16 protein-coding genes are annotated in these 17,206 nt (G+C 60.5%); 10 read left to right on the top strand and 6 right to left on the bottom strand.

The window, feature by feature from the left end; all coding sequences use genetic code 11:
* The first annotated feature begins 98 nt into the window (after positions 1-98).
* The 3 genes from IGW03_RS30735 to IGW03_RS30725 all read left to right on the top strand — a co-directional run bounded on the left by IGW03_RS30735 (position 99) and on the right by IGW03_RS30725 (position 2,126).
* Complete coding sequence (locus IGW03_RS30735) at positions 99-542, top strand: TlpA family protein disulfide reductase (protein WP_194726280.1); 444 nt, start codon at positions 99-101, stop codon at positions 540-542.
* A 74-nt stretch (positions 543-616) separates the two neighbouring features.
* A complete protein-coding gene (locus IGW03_RS30730) occupies positions 617-1,117 on the top strand; it encodes a copper chaperone PCu(A)C (RefSeq protein WP_194726279.1) in 501 nt (166 codons plus the stop codon).
* Positions 1,118-1,685: 568 nt separating this feature from the next.
* Positions 1,686-2,126, top strand: coding sequence for a DoxX family protein (locus IGW03_RS30725; protein WP_194726278.1), 441 nt, complete (start codon positions 1,686-1,688; stop codon positions 2,124-2,126).
* Positions 2,127-2,185: 59 nt separating this feature from the next.
* Here the strand turns inward: IGW03_RS30725 and IGW03_RS30720 are convergent, their stop codons facing one another.
* Positions 2,186-2,380 (bottom strand): hypothetical protein, encoded by a 195-nt coding sequence (locus tag IGW03_RS30720; protein ID WP_194726277.1) that lies wholly within the window; start codon positions 2,378-2,380, stop codon positions 2,186-2,188.
* Between the two features lie 335 nt (positions 2,381-2,715).
* Here IGW03_RS30720 and IGW03_RS30715 point away from each other — a divergent pair, with 335 nt between their 5' ends.
* The 3 genes from IGW03_RS30715 (at position 2,716) to IGW03_RS30705 (ending at position 5,922) form a co-directional block, all read left to right on the top strand.
* Positions 2,716-4,413 carry a multicopper oxidase family protein gene (locus IGW03_RS30715; protein WP_228536203.1) on the top strand — a complete coding sequence of 566 codons (1,698 nt, stop codon included), beginning with the start codon at positions 2,716-2,718 and terminating at the stop codon, positions 4,411-4,413.
* A 54-nt stretch (positions 4,414-4,467) separates the two neighbouring features.
* Complete coding sequence (locus IGW03_RS30710; RefSeq protein WP_228536202.1) at positions 4,468-5,061, top strand: SCO family protein; 594 nt, start codon at positions 4,468-4,470, stop codon at positions 5,059-5,061.
* A 111-nt stretch (positions 5,062-5,172) separates the two neighbouring features.
* Complete coding sequence (locus IGW03_RS30705; RefSeq protein WP_194726276.1) at positions 5,173-5,922, top strand: 3-oxoacyl-ACP reductase family protein; 750 nt, start codon at positions 5,173-5,175, stop codon at positions 5,920-5,922.
* 52 nt (positions 5,923-5,974) lie between these two features.
* Here IGW03_RS30705 and IGW03_RS30700 read toward each other — a convergent pair whose 3' ends face one another.
* A complete protein-coding gene (locus IGW03_RS30700; protein WP_194726275.1) occupies positions 5,975-8,521 on the bottom strand; it encodes an EAL domain-containing protein in 2,547 nt (848 codons plus the stop codon).
* Between the two features lie 277 nt (positions 8,522-8,798).
* Between IGW03_RS30700 and IGW03_RS30695 the strand changes: the two genes are divergently transcribed.
* The gene (locus tag IGW03_RS30695; protein ID WP_194726274.1) at positions 8,799-9,404 is read left to right on the top strand and encodes an RNA polymerase sigma factor; all 606 of its coding nucleotides are present in this window, start codon (positions 8,799-8,801) and stop codon (positions 9,402-9,404) included.
* A 39-nt stretch (positions 9,405-9,443) separates the two neighbouring features.
* Here IGW03_RS30695 and IGW03_RS30690 read toward each other — a convergent pair whose 3' ends face one another.
* The 4 genes from IGW03_RS30690 to IGW03_RS30675 form a co-directional block, all read right to left on the bottom strand.
* Entirely contained in the window at positions 9,444-10,409 is a 966-nt protein-coding gene (locus IGW03_RS30690) for a Bug family tripartite tricarboxylate transporter substrate binding protein (protein WP_194726273.1), read from the bottom strand.
* Positions 10,410-10,465: 56 nt separating this feature from the next.
* On the bottom strand, positions 10,466-10,852 hold the full coding sequence (locus IGW03_RS30685; protein WP_194726272.1) for an AtuA-related protein: 387 nt from the start codon (positions 10,850-10,852) through the stop codon (positions 10,466-10,468).
* Positions 10,853-10,854: 2 nt separating this feature from the next.
* Positions 10,855-12,204 (bottom strand): acyclic terpene utilization AtuA family protein, encoded by a 1,350-nt coding sequence (locus IGW03_RS30680; RefSeq protein WP_194726271.1) that lies wholly within the window; start codon positions 12,202-12,204, stop codon positions 10,855-10,857.
* Between the two features lie 101 nt (positions 12,205-12,305).
* Positions 12,306-14,468 carry an alpha/beta hydrolase domain-containing protein gene (locus IGW03_RS30675; protein ID WP_194726270.1) on the bottom strand — a complete coding sequence of 721 codons (2,163 nt, stop codon included), beginning with the start codon at positions 14,466-14,468 and terminating at the stop codon, positions 12,306-12,308.
* Between the two features lie 156 nt (positions 14,469-14,624).
* Here IGW03_RS30675 and IGW03_RS30670 point away from each other — a divergent pair, with 156 nt between their 5' ends.
* From IGW03_RS30670 to IGW03_RS30660, 3 genes are all read left to right on the top strand, one after another.
* Complete coding sequence (locus IGW03_RS30670) at positions 14,625-15,548, top strand: LysR family transcriptional regulator (protein ID WP_323745045.1); 924 nt, start codon at positions 14,625-14,627, stop codon at positions 15,546-15,548.
* A 60-nt stretch (positions 15,549-15,608) separates the two neighbouring features.
* Complete coding sequence (locus IGW03_RS30665; RefSeq protein WP_194726269.1) at positions 15,609-15,977, top strand: DUF423 domain-containing protein; 369 nt, start codon at positions 15,609-15,611, stop codon at positions 15,975-15,977.
* A gap of 378 nt (positions 15,978-16,355) precedes the next feature.
* A complete protein-coding gene (locus IGW03_RS30660) occupies positions 16,356-16,736 on the top strand; it encodes a hypothetical protein (protein WP_194726268.1) in 381 nt (126 codons plus the stop codon).
* Positions 16,737-17,206 lie beyond the last annotated feature (470 nt).

The raw sequence follows: 17,206 nt of genomic DNA, 5'->3' as shown, positions 1-17,206 counted from the left end.
TATCGAGTGCACTCGGCTGGCGATTCCCGGACTTCCCGGCCTGAAGCCTGCCGAAATCGGATTGGAGGTGAACTGTGACAACCAGGATATCTGCCCTTTTGGCGACACTGCTTTGCTTGTCGATACCGGCAAGCGCAACAACGTTTTCGCTGGTCGACATCGAAGGCCGCAATCATCAGCTGGAGAACTATCGCGGCAAATGGGTATTGGTGAATGTATGGGCGACATGGTGCCCGCCGTGCGTGGCCGAGATGCCTGAACTTGAAGCGCTGCACAAATCAAGGAGTGATCTGACCGTTCTCGGCGTCTCGGTCGATGGAGAACCGGCTGCAAAGGTGACCGATTTTGCCGGCAAGCTCAACATCACCTATCCCATCATTGTCGGCAACCTAAGTATTGCCCAGCCATTTGCACCCAAGGGATTTCCCACGACCATACTCTATGACGGCAATGGCCAGGAAGTCTTCAACAAGACAGGCAAGATCACGAAGGAAGAAATTACGCGCGTGATCAAGCAGGCGTCCGCCGCGCGGCGCCAATGAAACACCGGTGCAGGAGCACATGCGCTTCCATCCGCATCCCGGTTTTACGACTTTAATGAATTGAAAGGCTTATCATGTTTTCTCCCAAAATCAGTGCCCTAGCTTTTGCCGCACTCCTGGCCACCGCTGTGCATGCCCATGAGTACACGGTGAAGAACATCAGCGTGGGACATCCGTATGCACGCACGACGGTTCAAGCGCAGACTGCCGGTGCTGCTTACCTGTCACTGGAGAACAAGGGCGGTACCGCAGATCGCCTCGTTGCCGTTTCCGTTCCGGCGGACGTTGCAGCCGCGGCTCAAATTCATACCATGAGCCAGCAGGGCAACGTAATGAGGATGTCGGAGGTGGATGGGATCGACCTGACGCCATCGGCAAGGGTCGACATGCGTCCCGGCGATGGATATCACATCATGCTCATCGGCTTGAAGAAGCCGCTTGCCGCCGGCGAGAAAGTTCCTTTGACCTTGACATTCGCGAAGGCAGGAGCAGTTGAAGTCAATCTGCACGTGGAAGCAGGAAAGCCCCTGGCCGCGCCCAAATCGCAGCAGGAAGATAGCCATCTTCATCATTGACGGTGGTGCGACGCATGACACTGAACATGACGCAGCATCTTCGGCAGCATTCGCATTGTTAACCGGAACTGGGAGGAGGCACGCATGGCAAGCCAGGCGGATGCCTCCTGTCTATCCCAGCGACTCGTCAATTGAAAGCGATGGTTTCACACCAAGCTGCAGCAACGGGAAAGCCGCCTTTCCTGCTTCAAGCAATCGCTATGGAAATCCTTGCCTTCGCTCCTCTTTACCGTCCGCTACTTCTCGGCGACATATTGTGTTGGCGTCATTTTTTCTGATTGTTAACCAGACTAGGTCCGATTTCATTTAATTTGGGTTCCAGTCGGAATCAGGCGCAGTGCGCCGGCGCACATGCTGTTTTTGCACATTCCGCAAAGGGTGCGCCATCCTCCATTGTTTTTCATGGGCAATGATTCTCCGCCATATAATGATTTAAGTTAATAAACTTGAAGTATATTAACGGCAACCTTTCAAAACATGCATCTCTGGTTGCAATCAAATAGCTCTTGGAATAGGATCAAATCAGCATAGAGGGATTGCGAGAGAGGTCGGGATGCATCGAATCACCATGAACGCGGCAAGCCTCAAAGAACGGGTCGCTTCTGCCGATCGGTCTAGGGATTACGCATGTGCATTGTTGCGCATCGGCTTCTCTTTTCTGCTGCTGTATCACGGATATCTCGATGTGGGAAGCGGTGCGCAATTTGTCATCCATGCGCTGCCGGGAGCTGGCATTCCCGAGCAACTCGTAAAGCTGACGTATATCGCTGAAATCATGGCGCTGCTCATGATTATTTTCGGCGTGTGGGCAAGAGCGGCAGCACTTGCGATGGCCGTGAACCTGGCCATCGCCATTCCTTTCATCTACTTCGACGAGGCATTTTCACTCCGGGTACGAACCGGCTGGATGCTCGAGCTCCATCTGCTTTACCTGGCCAATGCCATCGTCGTGGCACTGCAGGGTGCCGGACAGTACAGTATCGGCGGCACAAACGGCAGGTGGAACTAGGCGGTCAATTAACGGTACTGCTGCTCGCAGCGCGTACATGGCGATCCAGGGAAGCACGTTCATTTGCCGAGCTGACCAGGCAGATTGCCTTGATGGTCGCCTTCAGGTTTCCAGCCTTCGATCCAGCCGATGAACGAGGATGGATCATCTCGGTCTTCACCCTTCAAGACCTCGCCAGTACGCTGCATTCCGCAGGGCTTGCCGATCCTGCCGGTAGCGGAGCGCTTCCCGCTACCATGTGTTTCATGCGGCATGCACCTGTCCGTTCTTCCGGCGGCTGACTCCCTTGCCCTGTCCCGTTCCGTACCCAGCCTTAACGGGCTTGCTTCGGTAACTTGACCATTAGCTTTTCCCCTGCTTGCGTTCGATTTCGCACTCGGCTTTCCGAACGAAGAGAAATTCGAGCGAGCCGACTTCGTCCCTGTACAGCATATGCACTATTGGTCGTCATTGTCGAAACGACTATTCTCATCACATACGAAACGCAAAGGCAGCATCAGAAATTCACACCCGATGCAACGGTCCGTGTGCCCGCACCGCGCCGTGAATCGATCAACCACATCCAACGTTCATTCAAAGGAGAGCTGCAATGGACAGTTCACTCGATTGCGACAGCGGCGTCAGCCGCAGGAACTTCATCAAACTCGGCGTGGCGGCCGCCGGCACCGGAGTCGTTGCGTCGCACATTGCTGTCAGCCACGCACAGACCACCACCTCCAACGGCGGCTATAACACCACGCCCTGGATGGACCCGCTCCCCGTCAACAGGCCGCTTGCACCGTTGGCTGCCTTGACCCCTGCACCTGCAGGAGACTGCGACGAGGCGAACGGAGAATGCGGACGGCTGCACCACCAGCGCTGGGAGGAATTCCAGCCGAAAAAGTTCTACGAAATCAATGTCGTTCAGGCAGAGCATCAGTTTCATGCGCAGGGTCCGAAGAGTGTGATCTGGGGCTATAACGGCACGCTGCCAGGTTCAACGATCGTGGCGCGTTATGGCGAGCCTGTCTGCGTCCGCTTCCAGAACAACCTGCCTGCCAATGCAGTCGGCTACGGCTCGCCGGAGATTTCAACGCACCTGCACAACCTGCACTGCGGCTCCGAAAGCGATGGTTTCACCGGTGATTACTTTAGCCCCACGAAAGCCGGCCCCTCGCTGACTGCACCCGGACGATGGAGGGACCATCTCTATCCGAACATGTATGCCGGCGGCGACCCGCGTGAAGCACTCGGCACCTTGTGGTTCCATGACCACCGAATGGATTTCACCTCCGGGAACGTCTATCGCGGGCTCGCCGGATTCTATCTGCTGTTCGATCATATCGATTCGGGCAACGAGACCGATCCCAGCCCGACAGCGCTGCGCCTGCCCAGCGGCGTCGGTGACTTCGATATTCCGTTGATGGTTCAGGACAGGCAGTTCGATGCGGGCGGCAATCTGAAGCTCGATCAATTCAACAACGACGGCATCCTCGGCAACAAGATCTGCGTCAACGGAAAGATCCAGCCGTTCTTTGATGTCAGGCGCCGCAAGTACCGGTTCCGCATTCTCAACGCCAGCCCGTCGAGGCAGTACGAGTTCTACATCATGTACAAGGGGCGCGCGCAGAATTTCACTTACATCGCCAACGACGGCAACCTGCTGCCGGCGCCATTGACGATGCAGAAAATTCGCATCGCGCCGGCCGAGCGCGCCGACATCATCATCGATTTCAAGGCCTTCGGCAATATCGGTGCCGATGATGAGGTGTTCCTCGTGAACCGGCTGGAACAGGTCGACGGCAGGAAACCGACAGGCAAACTCCTTACCCCCGGCGACGAGATCCTGAAGTTTAACGTCAAGGCCGGCGCAGTCGATGATCCGAGCCGGGTCCCGGCGACATTGCGCGAGCTTCCGCCTATCGATACCAAGAAGGCCGTACGCAGGCGCAACTTCGAGTTCGATCGTTCCGGCGGCAGCTGGACTGTCAACGGCAAGCTGTTTGACGTGACCAAGCCGCTGTTCACCGTTAAAAAAGGGACGGCCGAAATCTGGACGCTGGAGAGCAAGGGCAGCTGGCTGCACCCGGTGCACATTCACCTGGAGGAAGGACGCATCCTGTCGCGGGACGGCAAATCGCCGCCGGCCCATGAACGCGGCCGCAAGGACGTATATCCGATTATCGATGGCGAAGAGGTGGAGGTGTTCATCCAGTTTCGCGACTTTACGGGTAAGTACATGATGCATTGTCACAATATCGCCCATGAAGATCATGCAATGATGGTGCGCTTCGACGTGGTTGACTGAACGGTCGCCCATACGGCCTGATGATGGCCGCATTCAAAACTGAAGGGTGTTGCGATGAACGGCAAACGAAATTTCCTGAAGGCGCTGACCGGCGCCACCTTGATCCCCGCAGTGGCGGGAGCGGCCAGCCTGACGGGCGCCGCATCGATGGTGGAAAACGGCCGCAGCCAATTTCCCAATGTGTGGCTGAAGACCCACGAGGGCAAGGATGTGCGGTTCTATGATGATCTTCTCAAGGGCAAGAATGTCCTGATCAATGTCATGTACACCGCCTGCACCAGGTCCTGTCCGCCCAACACGGCCAGCCTGCTCCAAATCCAGGAAGCCTACGGCGCGCGCATCGGACGCGACATTCACATGTACTCGCTCACGATCCAGCCCGAGCTGGACGATCCAAAGGCATTGGCGGCCTACGTCAAGGAACATGGCATCAAACCGGGCTGGACCTATCTGACCGGCCGCCGGGCGGATATCGATCAGGCACGCCGCAGCCTGGGCTTTTTCGACAGCGATCCGGCGCGCGATGCCCAGCCCACGCGCCACACCGGCATGGTTCGCATAGGCAAGGTACCGCTGGACCGCTGGGCGATGGTTCCGGCGCTGTCCAGCAAGGAACACATGCTGGCCGTGATCAACGGCGTGATCTAGCCGAGGCATTTTTAAACCGTTTGGATCAACTGCAGCGCCACATTATGGGCTAGTAAGGATAAAGTCGCTGGAAGATACTGAACTCCCTTACCAATCAACCGGGAGTTCAGCATGACCAACAGGATCGATCTCACAGGAAAAGCCGCATTCATCCAGGGCGGCTCGCGCGGCATCGGCGCGGCCATCGCCAGGCGTTTCGCGAAGGAGGGAGCGGCAGTCGCCATCAGCTACGCCAATGCGTCGGCGCAGGCACAGGCGGTGGTTGACGCGATCCGCGCCGACGGCGGACGGGCGCTCGCCTACCAGGCCGACAGCCGCGATGCGGACGCTCTCAGGAGCGCAATCCGCAGCGCGGCGGCGGAGTTCGGCGGCCTCGACATCCTGGTCAACAATGCCGGCGTGCTGGCGCTGGGGCCGGTCGATGAGCTCGCGCTTGAAGACTTCGACCGCACGCTTGCGGTCAACGTGCGCAGCCTCTTCGTGGCCACGCAGGAGGCCTCCCGCCATCTGCGCGACGGCGGACGCGTGATTCACATCGGCAGCACCAATGCCGAACGCATGCCCTTCCCCGGCGGTGCCGCTTATGCAATGAGCAAATCGGCGCTGGTGGGCCTGACCAAGGGCATGGCGCGCGACCTCGGTCCGCGCGGCATCACCGTCAACAATGTGCAGCCGGGGCCCGTGGATACCGACATGAATCCCGACAGCGGCGAGTTCGCGGAGACGCTCAAGGCGATGATGGCGCTGCCGCGGTATGGCAAGGCGGAGGAAATCGCCGACTTCGTGGCTTACCTCGCGAGCCCGGCGGCCGGGTATATCACCGGTGCGAGCCTGTCGATCGACGGCGGCTTCTCGGCCTGATGTCTCAAGCCGGGGTTCAGCCGGGTACGCGGCGTATCGTGCTCAATGCACCTCAATGCAACTGCTGCATCCGCACCCGGCGCGACTGCTCGACCATGCGGATCAGGTCTTCTTCCGGCAGCGGCGGTGCGAACAGGTAGCCTTGTCCATAGTCGCAGCCGGCCTCGGTCAGGCATTCGAGCTGTTCGCGGTTTTCTATGCCCTCGGCAATCACCTTCTTGCCGAGCTTGTGCGACATCATGATGATGGTCTCGGCGATCGTGCGGCTGCCGGCATCGGTGCTGATATTGCGGACGAAGGATTGATCGATCTTCACATAGTCGATCTGGAACTTCTGCAGGTAGGACATCGATGAGTAGCCGGTGCCGAAATCGTCGAGCGCCACCTGCACGCCGGCATCGCGGTACTGCAGCAGCTTGTCGGTGACGCGTGCCGATGCATGCAGCAGCACGCCTTCGGTGATTTCCACAGAGATGCTGCTGCCCGGCATGCCCTGCTCCGACAGGTACTGCAGCCAGTTCATGTCGCCGTCGCGCGCCATGAACTGGATCGGCGACTTGTTGACGCTGATCTGGAACGGCGCGCCGGCGCGGTCGGTGCAGCGCTTGCAGCAGCCGGCGGCTTCGCGAAACACCCAGTTGCCGATCTGGCGTATCAGGCCGGACTCTTCCGCCATCGGAATGAACTCGGCCGGATTGACGTCGCCCATCGTCGGATGACGCCAGCGCAGCAGCGCCTCGGCCTTGACGATGCACTGATCGGCCAGGTCGACCACCGGCTGGTAATACACGGCCAGCTGTCCATCCCTGAGCGCATGGCGCAGCTCGTGCATCATGCGCAGGCGGTCGCGCGCCCGATCGTCCATCTCCCTGGTGAAATAGCTGAACTGGTTGCGCCCGGCGCGCTTGGCCGCATACATCGCCTGGTCGGCCTTGCGCAGAAGATCCTCCGGCGTGACGCCGTCGTGCGGAAACAGGCTGATGCCGATGCTGCAGGAGACATAGGCGGTTTCCTTGCCGAGGCGAAAAGGGTCGGCAAGCCGGGACAGGATGGCCTGGCAGACGAATTCGATGCGGTCGAGATCGATGTCGCCGGCGAGAATGACGGTGAACTCGTCGCCGCCCAGGCGGGCCACGGTATCGCGCTCATGCACGCAGGCGCCTATGCGGCGGGCCGCCTCCACCAGCAGGCGGTCGCCCGCATCGTGGCCATGCAGATCGTTGACCTGCTTGAAGCCGTCGAGGTCGACGAACAGCAGCGCGAGATGATCATTGTCGCGCCGCTTCCTGCGCATTTCCACGTCGAGTCGCTCGCGGAACAGGCGCCTGCCGGGCAGGCCGGTCAGCGCATCGAGGTTGGCATGGCGCCAGGCCAGTTCGTCGGACTCCTTGCGGGCGGTGATGTCGGTCAGCGTGCCGGTCATGACCAGCGGCTTGCCGTCCTCGTCGCGCTCGACGATGACGCCGCGCGCGCGTACCCAGATCCAGGTGCCGGCGCTGCTGCGTACCCGGTACTCGCAGGCATAGACCTGCACGTCGCCGCCGGCGCAGGCCTGGAAGGCGGTGCGCACATGGGGCAGGTCGTCGGGATGGATGCGCTGCTGCCATTGGTCGGCGCTGCCTTCCAGTTCTTCGCAGGCATGGCCGAGCACGGTCTCGAGCCCGCCGGCCAGCACAAAGGAATTGTCGCTGAAGGTCCAGTCCCAAATGCCTTCCCCCGATCCTTCCATGGCCAGCTTGAGCCGTTCGCCCATGATGTGCAGCTTGTCCTGCGACTGCCGGAGTTCGGTGATGTCGCGCAGCACGACCTGGATGGCGGGCTTGCCCTCCCACACCATTTCGCCGGCCGTGCTTTGCAGCCATACATATTCGCCGTCGAGCCGGCGCCAGCGCATCTCCACCAGCGGCACGGGCGAGCCGCTGGTGGAGATGTTGGCGCTGCGCTCCCGGACGAAATCGTGCCGCGCGGGTTCGATCAGGTCATAGGGGCTCAGGCCGGCGATGTCTTCCATTCGGCTTGCGCCGAGAATGCGCAGCGCCGCCGGATTGGCATAGACGAAATGATCATCGACGTTGACCATGATGCCGTCGGGATTGAGTTCGGTGATCTGCTGGAAGCGCTGCTCGGCTTCCCGCTCGCGCGTGGTTTCCACGCATGGATTGAGAATGCCGATGATGCTGCCGTCGCCGTCGCGCACCGGCAGCAGCGACCAGATATAGAACGCATGTTCTCCCGAATCCCTGCGCACGACCTGGAAGGGATTGTCCTGAAGAATACCCGGCTCGCCCGCGAGAGCCCGCTGGAGCAAGGGATCGAGCGTCGGCAGCAGTTCCTGCCAGACGGTGCGGAAGGAGCGGGCCATCGCATCCGGATGCCGGTGGCCGAGCAGTTCCGCATAGGCGTCGTTGTAGAACAGCGCAAGTTCGGGGCCCCACGCCAGTGCCGTCGGCTGCAGCGAATCGATCATGAGCTGGAAGGCGGTTCGGACTGCGGCGGGCCATGTCTCGGGATGGCCTTGCGGAAATGCCGTCCAGTCAAGGGCGTCCAGATGCCTGCGCATTCCGCCATTGCCCGAAAGTAGCTTGCTGTCGCCTGGCATGGGTGGTCCTGCATGGGTTGGAAGAATGAACGATTGTATGCCTATCAAGCTGCGGCTGGAAAGACGGAGGCGGCGCCGGCCAAGCTCCGCCGCGCCTCGACACGCAATGCATCGGCGCCGCAATGTCTCAACAAAGCTCAATCTCTCACCATTCCTCATCAAATTGCCTTGAGGAAATTAAACGCAGGTATCTTGTCGTCACAGTAAAGGCAGCGCACTACAACACATCGACCCGCTGCCCTTGGGAACGTATCCATACACCGCCTGAGAGACAACCATGACATTCGATACCACTGCCAACGACACCCTGGTCCACATCGAAGCCCTCATTGCAAGCAGCGCCGGCAGCTCCAGCAGCGACAGGCAGGCGCCCGCCGCCGAGCAGCCCGCCATCGATGTCCATGCCCTGTTCGTCAAGCACCAGTCGCAGCTGCTGCGCTTCGTTCAACGCTACGTGCGCAATCCGGAAGATGCAGAGGATGTGGTGCAGAACACCTTCGTCGAAGCCCTGCGCTGTGCCGACCGCTTCTCCGGCCTGTCCAAGCCTTCGACCTGGCTGTTCGGCATTGCACTGAACCTGGCGCGCAACCAGGTGCGCCGCACCTGTTCTTCGCTCTGCGATCCGATCGACGAGGAAACGCTGGAGCAGGTGGTCGACCCTTACCGCATCGATCCGATGGCGCTGATCGCATCGCGCCAGATTGCAGGCAAGGTGGATGCCGTTCTCGACCGGCTGGACCCGGAAATCCGCGCCACCTTCGAGGCGGTGCTCGAAGGCGACGTCACTTACGAGGAAGCGGCGCGGCAGCTGCAGATACCGGTGGGCACGGTGCGCTCCCGCGTTTCGCGGGTGCGGGCGCTGGTCAGGGCGGAATGCCTGTGATCCCGCTGCCGGGCATCGGGAATCAAGACCTTGGCGAGCTTACTCCTTCTCGATGCCGGCCTTCTTCACGATCTCTTCCCACTTCTTCGACTCGGACGCCTGGAATCTGGCGAGTTCATCCGGCTTGGTGATGAAAGGCTCCACGCCGCTGTTGGTGAAGAACGTGTTCGCGGTCGGGCTGGTCGCCGCCTTGGCGAACAGTTCGTTGAGCTTGTTGACGATGGGCTGCGGCGTCTTCGCCGGCGCATAGGCAGCGAACCAGTAGCCCATGTCATAGCCGGGCACGCCGGCTTCCTCGATGGTCGGCACGTCCGGCGCCAGCGGCGAGCGCTTCTTGGTGGAGATGCCGAGCGCGCGCAGCTTGCCGCTCTTGATATGCGGAAGTCCGGTTGCCGTATCGGTGATCATCATGTCGATCTGGCCGCCGAGCAGATCGGTGACGGCGAAGGTATTGCTCTTGTAAGGCACATGCAGGATCTGGATGCCGGCCAGCTGCTGCAGCATTTCACCGGCGATGCGGCTGGATGAACTGCCGCTGCCGAAGGTCAGCTTGCCGGGGTTCTTCTTCGCCGCCGCGAGAAAGTCCTTGACGCTGGTGATCGGCGATTGGCTGTTGACCACCATGATCTGCCCGCCCTTGCCCAATCCCGTGATCGGCGAGAAATCCTTGACCGGATCGTAGGGCAGCTTCTTGTACAGATGCTCCGCCGCCGCATGCGTGGTGTTGGTGGTGATGAACACGGTATAGCCGTCGGGCGCGGCCTTGGCTGCTTCGCTGGCGCCGATGAAGCCGTTGCCGCCCGGCTTGTTGTCGACGATCACCTGTTGCTTGGTTTCGACGGTGATGGCCTGGCCCAGCGCGCGGGCGATCTGGTCGGTGGCGGTGCCGGATGCAAAGGGAACGACGAAGCGGATCGGCTTTTCCGGATAATCGGCGGCGGCGGTGCCGGAGATGAAGAGGAAGGCTGCGGACAGCAGCAGCGAGGGCAATCGAGCGAGTTTCATTGGATGTCTCCTTGTATGGGATTCGTGAGAATCGGTTGGTATTGTTAAGGTCCTGGTTATTCGGATCCTGCAAGCAGGGACTGCAGATGAGCCGGCACGGCGACCGGTGTCTGCAGCAGCAGGAAGGCCAGCGCCTTGCCGTGGGAATCGAGGTTGAGGGAATCGTTGACGCCGCCGTCGAGCACGCCGTCCAGCACGAAGTTCATCGCCCCCAGGTTTGGCAGCAGGTAGCGCGTCACAGTCTGCGGCCTGCGTTCGGCGAACACTTCCGCCACCAGGCTTTCGGTCAGTTGTGCCTCGATCAGCGGATAGAGATCCTTGTGGTAGGCGACGACGCTGATGTTGGAGCGGTTGCCCTTGTCTCCCGTGCGGCCGTGTGCAAGCCGGTAGAGCGGTACCGTCACCCGTCCATTGTCTTGAGTATCAATCTTTTGGTCGCTCATCGTCACTCCACAAAGCTGAATCGTTCGGATACCGACTCCCGCGGCACTTCGCAGGATGTGGCGTTCAGGCGCGCGCGCAGGCTGGTGCGCACGCCGCCGCCGCCGGCAGGACCGCAGGTGTAGAGCGCCACCACTTCGCGCAGCAGCAGCGAGGCACCCTGCTTGTCTTCATGCGTGCAAGCCGCGCGCAGGCGCACGTCGCCGGCCTGCGCCAGTGCAGCCGCATCGAGCTTGTCGAGACGCGCGCCGCTGTCGTCGCCGAACACGCTCAGCACGCCGATCAGGTCGAAGCGGATCTTGAGCCGGGGCAAGCGCTGCCGCAGGATGTCCATCGCCAGACGGGCGCGGGCGCCGGCGCGCGGTCCGGCATAGGAAATCTCGCCCTCGGCCAGCCAGCCGCCCTCATAGAAGATATTGGCCTTGAGCGTCGCCGGACGCGGATGGCCCTTGATGCCGCTGACCGCGACGCGGTTGCTGCCGGTCTGCCGCACCCGCGCTTCGGTGATGTCGGCCACCACGTCGGGCGTGAGATAGGCGGCGGGGTCATGCAGTTCATACAGCAGCTGCTCGGTAACGGTGCGCGTGTCGATGATGCCGCCGGTCGGTTCCGACTTGCCGATGTCGAAGTCGCCGTTCTCGTCGATCTCCACGATGGGATAGCCGACGTGGGCAAGATCGGGCACATCCTTGTAGCCGGGGTCGGCGAAGTAGCCGCCGGTGACCTGCGCGCCGCATTCGAGCAGATGGCCGGCCATGGTGGCGCGGGCCATGCGGTCCCAGTCGTCGGGCTGCCAGTTGAAATGCGCCATGACGGGGCCGAGCGTCAGCGACGGATCGGCGACGCGGCCGCAGACGACGATGTCGGCGCCGGCACGGATCGCATCGGCGATGGCGGACGCGCCGATGTAGGCATTGGCGCAGACGAAGCGGGCCTCGTCGAAACCGTTGCCCATCTGCGCGCGCAGCAGCGCCTTGCCCTGTTCATTGGCGATCTCGTCGCCCGAGACGATGGCGATCTTCGGCCTCGGCAGATTCTGCTCGTCGGCCAACTGGTGGATACGGCGCGCCGCGCCGGCGGGATTGGCGGCGCCGAAGTTGCTGACGATGCGGATGCGGTGCTGCAGGCATTTAACGAGTATCGGCGCCAGCATGTCAGCCAGCAGCGGCTCGTAACCGGCGTCGGGATTCTCGCGGCGCGCGAGCTGGGCCAGCGCCAGCGTGCGTTCGGCCAGCGTCTCGAAGATGAGCGCGGCGGGACGGCCGCGCCGGATCAGGGTATCGACCACGGCGGGCGCGGCATCGGTGCGGTCGCCCGAGAAGCCAGCTGCGGATCCGACCAGAAAAGTGTTCATGTGAAAAATCGCGTTTCGTAGTGATCAGGAAATGATAGGCCATGGCCATGCCGGATGGCTGCGGGAAGGATGGTCCTGCATCTTCCCCGCAGCCACAGCCATTATGGCAGCACAGGCGCCGCATTCGCCTCGCGGATGATGCGCTCGGCATCGCGCTGCAGCAGGAAGCGCTGCGTTACCAGCGTATTGGCCGCCTGCGTCACCGCCGCCACATAGCCGGCCTGGTTGCCGTACAGCGATTCCAGCGAAGGCCGGGTGTCGCCTGCAGCCAGCCTTGCCGCTTCCGTCCTGTGGAAGGGAATGAAGGCGCCGCCCAGGTTGGACAGGTCGACGATGCCGGGCGTGGCGACGTAGTTGAACTCGATGCTGGTGCCCAGCGGCGCCTGCGCCTCGACACTGCGGATGCCAGCCTGCGTCAGGCCCGTTCTTGCATCGACCTGCGGCACCAGGATCGCATAGTCCTTGCCGGTGTAGAACGGCGGCAGCTGGGTGGCAATGCCGGACTCGTCCTGCGGCTTGTACTGCGGACCGAAGTCGAGCAGCGGGAAGCCGTTGTAGCGGGCGAGATAATTGAATTCCGGAATCGCGGTCTGCGTGCCCGGCGTGCCCTGCGTACCGCCGACCGCCCAGGTCAGGCCCTTCATCACCGGGAACTTCAGCTGCTCGGGCCGTACCAGCGTGCCGTCGGCGATCTTCGGCACCTGGCTCGCAGGCGGCGCGGTGTTCTTCGTTACCCAGTCTTCCAGGTCCAGGAAGAGCGCGCGGAAAGTATCGTTGAAGTGCACCACGGTGCCGCGCGGGTAAACGTCGCGCGTCGGATCATAGCTGATGCTTGCCGTGCCGCCGGGGCCGCCGTGCTGCGTGCTTGAGTAATAGTAGATGCGCGCATTCTCCGGCTGGGCGAGGTCGCGGAATCCATAGGTATCGGTCAGCACCGGCGAACCCTGCAGCTGCCAGAACTCCGTGCCCGACAGGCCGAGGAAGAATTTCGGACAGGTAGTGGTGGCCGCGCAGCGGGCCATGACGCCGCCCTTGCGTCCGCTCAGTTCGTCGACATAGTCCTTGTCGAGTCCGCGCGGCGCGGTCTGGCCGAAGGCGGTGTGGTCGGTGCGCAGTCCGCCGCCGCCGCCGGGTACCGCGAAGCGGGTGTTCACATTGGTCTGGCGCGCGGCGACATGCGCATACATGCCGTCGAACACCTTGCCGCCGTCAAGCGCCTGGTTGAAGCCGAGATGCAGGAAGGTCTTCATCGCGTTGCCCGACTGCGATGTACCCTGTCCCAGGGTATGCGTGATGCGTCCGGCCAGCGGATTGGCCTTGCCCGCCGCGTCGGCCGTCTTGGAGCGGAAGAAGCTGACGGTGTCGCGCAGCGCAGCCAGTCCCACGCCCATCACCAGCGGGTCCTTGGCGACGTAGACGACCTCATAAAGGTATTTCGGATCGAAGCCGCCCTTGAGGCAGATGCGGGTGGGGTCGGGCGTGCCCGGGAAGGCGTTGGCTGCGTTATCGCAATTGGCGAACTTCCAGTCGGATGCCGGAATCGGCGTGCGCGGGTCGGTCTCGTTGGCGCGCCGCGTCAGCGTATAGCCGGGCTGGGTATTGTCGAGCGAGGCCGGTGCGTACGGGATCATGGTGCCGTTGAAGACGCCGCCGGGCAGCGTCAAAACCGGCGAGGCCGCGGTCGGCACGAGTTCGGCGCGGTACGGCCCGGTGATGGAGGAACCATCGGCATTCTTCGCGACCGGCACGCTGACGGTCAGCCGGTTCGGATTGCTCTTGGGCACATCGCCCTGCCAAGCGGAATACAGAATCACATAGCCGCGCTCGAGATAGACGGCATCGCTTGGCGATGCGGTCGGATTGACCATGGTGAGGATGTTGCCGCGGTTCGGCGCGTCGTAGCGCAGCATGCCGCTGGCCTTGCTCATGTCCTTCGGCTTGAGCATCACGAAGTCGGCGGTGTACTCCACCATGCCGTTCGCGTTGACCGGCGCCAGCGCCAGGTCCTGGATGATGGCGTTCTTCGGATCCTTCGGATCGACCTCGCCCTTGATGGTTCCCGTGACCTGCTCGTAGGCGCCGACGGCGCCGTAGCTTGTTCCGGGCGTGAAATCCTGGGTCGATGTGATGTTCAGGAACTGTTTCGGCACGCCGGTGGTGACCGACGGCGCGCTGACCGATGCCGCATCGCCGCCTGAACCGCAGGCGGAAAGCATCGACACCGCGGCAATCGCGGTGGCCAAGGTAATGGTTCTGTTCTGCATTGTCTCCTCGCTGGGGGTATGTCCGGGTATTCCGGTACGTCCGTTGCATGTGCGAATTGCTTGACTGCTTGACTGCTTGACTGCTTGACGGATTATAGGCAGCCTAGTCATTCGATTTACGGGTTATTTGGATTAATTAATCGGCATATCAGGTAAATGATGAACATCTCCATGCGTGATCTGCGCGCCTTTATCGCAGTGGCGGAACAGAAGAATTTCACTCGTGCCGCAGAGCAATGCCATCTTTCGCAATCGGCCTTTAGCGCGCTGATCCAGAACCTGGAAAGCGAACTCGGCGTGAAGCTGTTTGCACGCAGTACGCGGCGCGTCGAACTGACAGCCGAGGGCAAGGTGTTCGCCGACTCCGCCAATCGCCTGCTTGCCGAATTCTCGCTGGTGCAGAGCGAGATGAAGGATCATGTGGAAATGCGCAAGGGCCGTGTGTCGGTGGCCGCCCTGCCCTCGCTGGCGGCGGGATGGCTGCCGGTGGTGCTCAAGGAATTCCGGGAGAATTATCCGGGCGTCAGTACCGAGCTGGCGGACACCCTCTCCGATGAATGCCTGGAGCTGGTGCGCGCCGGACGCGCCGATTTCGCGCTGTGCGCCGCCGGCACCGACATGGCGGGCCTGGAAGCCGAACCGCTCTGCACCGACGAATTCTATGTGGTCATGCATCGCGAACATCCCCTGGCGCGCCGCAAGTCGCTGTCGGCCGCCGACCTGCTGAACCAGCCCTTCATTCACCTGGCGCACACCAGCAGCGTGCGCCAGCTGCTCGATGCGGCGCTGCATCCGGCACGCATCGCCGGCATCATGGAAGTGGCGCACCTGGCCTCGGTCGCTTCGCTGGTCGGCAACAATGTCGGCATCAGCGTGATTCCCTTCCTGGCTCTGTTCCAGTTCTCGCATCCTGATCTGGTAATACGGCCGCTGAAGGAGCCGAAGATCGTGCGCACCATCTATGTGATACGCCTGGCGGATCGCCCGCTGTCGGTCGCGGCGGAAGCCTTTCTGGCCTTGCTCAAGAAACGCAGGTCGAAGATACGATCCGAACTGGACAAGGACGAACGCCGGCATTGAAAGCGGGTTATGCTTGCTGCCGTTCAGATCAACTTCCCGCCAACTTCAAACCGACACGACATGGACAAGACTTTCTTCGCGCTCGGCGCAATTTTCGCCTTCATCGCCGTGGGCGCCGGCGCCTTCGGCGCGCACGGCCTCAAGACCAGGCTCGACGCCAACATGCTGGCGATCTTCGAAACCGCGGTGCGCTACCAGATGTACCATGCGCTTGCGCTGCTGGCGGTGGCATGGGCTTATACCCGATGGCCCGGTACGCTGGTGACGGCCAGCGGCTTTTTGTTCGTGGCCGGCATCATCGTGTTTTCCGGCAGCCTGTATCTCCTTAGTTTGTCGGGCATCCGCTGGTTGGGCGCGATTACGCCGCTGGGAGGTTTGGCAATGCTGGCGGGATGGGTCTGCCTCGCGTGGGCGGCTTTCAGAGGATGAATATATAGAGCATTCGCATCTACAAACGATAAGAATCCATAGTGAAGCCATGGATGACCAGCACAACACCACCAAGCAGGAAAAGATGCGCTTCCAAGTCGTAGCGTGACCTGGGTTTGGGACAGGTAATTGTCCCTGCTTTTACAACCAATGGCCGCATGCGACGCCATTTGGGACTTCACATCTGATTTAGTTTCCTTTCCCCTTCGCTTCGGCCCTTGGTCGAGCCGGCGGATTTTCCTTCATTTCCAATACGATCCATTTTACCCATCCGGGAACTACCTTCATCGCCGATTTACTCACTAGTGTGCAGTATGAAGTTAACAAATACTACACAACTACATAACCATAGTTATCCAATTGAAGGGAGTAATCACCATGAAAATTCAGTCTAATGGCAATCTGGCATCAAACGTACAGGATCCGCAAAACAGCTCCAAGACTCCTGCAGAAAATGATCCGGAAAAACTGAAACAAACTCTGAAGGATGGCAATAATTCTGCGGAAACCAACATGCAGACACTTCAGAAACTCCGAGATTCGTATAGCGAAAAAGATAAAACTGGCGGAGCCACAGAGGCGGAAAGGGATCAGCTTAAGCTCATCAATAACTTCCTCATGGGCGATCTTTCCAATTCGAATATTCAGAACCTTGCGTCTTCGCTCGGCATGAGCAAAGAGAAGCTCGATGAGGTTGCAAATTTGGTAAAGGGTCCGGGTGGTGATGACAATAATCTTAAGGGCAGTAACAGTATATAAATCTTCAGTTGAATTAGCGTAGACATATGCATTGCCAAAACAGCGCGACTGGAAAATCTGTTTGCTCTGTTATGGCAGTGCATGCTTTGGAGATGCCTTTCATTGAGAGATGACCAATTAAGCTGAGCAGCAGTTTTTTCTCATTCGGTTTTTTCTGAAGGGTCGAACAAGCCAAGCATCTGATGTGCGCAAGCGTGGTGATACAAGCAAACTGGCTTTGCCTTGTGTAGACAACGTTCAACATCCAAGCTTTCAGGACATACTCTTCAAGGACTTTTTAATAAAGCCGTTTTTGAGTACAAGGGCAGCGGCGGCATGCCCGCAAGTGACCACATCCAAGACATAGAACTCATTTCATAAATGGCGGCGAAGCAGAATCATGATGAGTGAGAGATGAACAAAGGCGGTGTAATGTTCGATGCAGCGGTCCCAACGTGTAATGACACGCTTGAACTTGTTAAGCCAGGCAA

The sequence above is a fragment of the Noviherbaspirillum malthae genome (assembly GCF_015352985.1).
GTDB classification, from domain to species: domain Bacteria; phylum Pseudomonadota; class Gammaproteobacteria; order Burkholderiales; family Burkholderiaceae_D; genus Noviherbaspirillum; species Noviherbaspirillum malthae.
This window is presented reverse-complemented; position numbering and strand designations above follow the sequence as displayed.

Coding starts and splice junctions, on each gene's coding strand:
- IGW03_RS30730 (WP_194726279.1), top strand. CDS start 617: ATGTTTTCTCCCAAAATCAGTGCCCTAGCTTTTGCCGCACTCCTGGCC.
- IGW03_RS30725 (WP_194726278.1), top strand. CDS start 1,686: ATGAACGCGGCAAGCCTCAAAGAACGGGTCGCTTCTGCCGATCGGTCT.
- IGW03_RS30720 (WP_194726277.1), bottom strand. CDS start 2,380: ATGCCGCATGAAACACATGGTAGCGGGAAGCGCTCCGCTACCGGCAGG.
- IGW03_RS30715 (WP_228536203.1), top strand. CDS start 2,716: ATGGACAGTTCACTCGATTGCGACAGCGGCGTCAGCCGCAGGAACTTC.
- IGW03_RS30710 (WP_228536202.1), top strand. CDS start 4,468: ATGAACGGCAAACGAAATTTCCTGAAGGCGCTGACCGGCGCCACCTTG.
- IGW03_RS30705 (WP_194726276.1), top strand. CDS start 5,173: ATGACCAACAGGATCGATCTCACAGGAAAAGCCGCATTCATCCAGGGC.
- IGW03_RS30700 (WP_194726275.1), bottom strand. CDS start 8,521: ATGCCAGGCGACAGCAAGCTACTTTCGGGCAATGGCGGAATGCGCAGG.
- IGW03_RS30695 (WP_194726274.1), top strand. CDS start 8,799: ATGACATTCGATACCACTGCCAACGACACCCTGGTCCACATCGAAGCC.
- IGW03_RS30690 (WP_194726273.1), bottom strand. CDS start 10,409: ATGAAACTCGCTCGATTGCCCTCGCTGCTGCTGTCCGCAGCCTTCCTC.
- IGW03_RS30685 (WP_194726272.1), bottom strand. CDS start 10,852: ATGAGCGACCAAAAGATTGATACTCAAGACAATGGACGGGTGACGGTA.
- IGW03_RS30680 (WP_194726271.1), bottom strand. CDS start 12,204: ATGAACACTTTTCTGGTCGGATCCGCAGCTGGCTTCTCGGGCGACCGC.
- IGW03_RS30675 (WP_194726270.1), bottom strand. CDS start 14,468: ATGCAGAACAGAACCATTACCTTGGCCACCGCGATTGCCGCGGTGTCG.
- IGW03_RS30670 (WP_323745045.1), top strand. CDS start 14,625: ATGATGAACATCTCCATGCGTGATCTGCGCGCCTTTATCGCAGTGGCG.
- IGW03_RS30665 (WP_194726269.1), top strand. CDS start 15,609: ATGGACAAGACTTTCTTCGCGCTCGGCGCAATTTTCGCCTTCATCGCC.
- IGW03_RS30660 (WP_194726268.1), top strand. CDS start 16,356: ATGAAAATTCAGTCTAATGGCAATCTGGCATCAAACGTACAGGATCCG.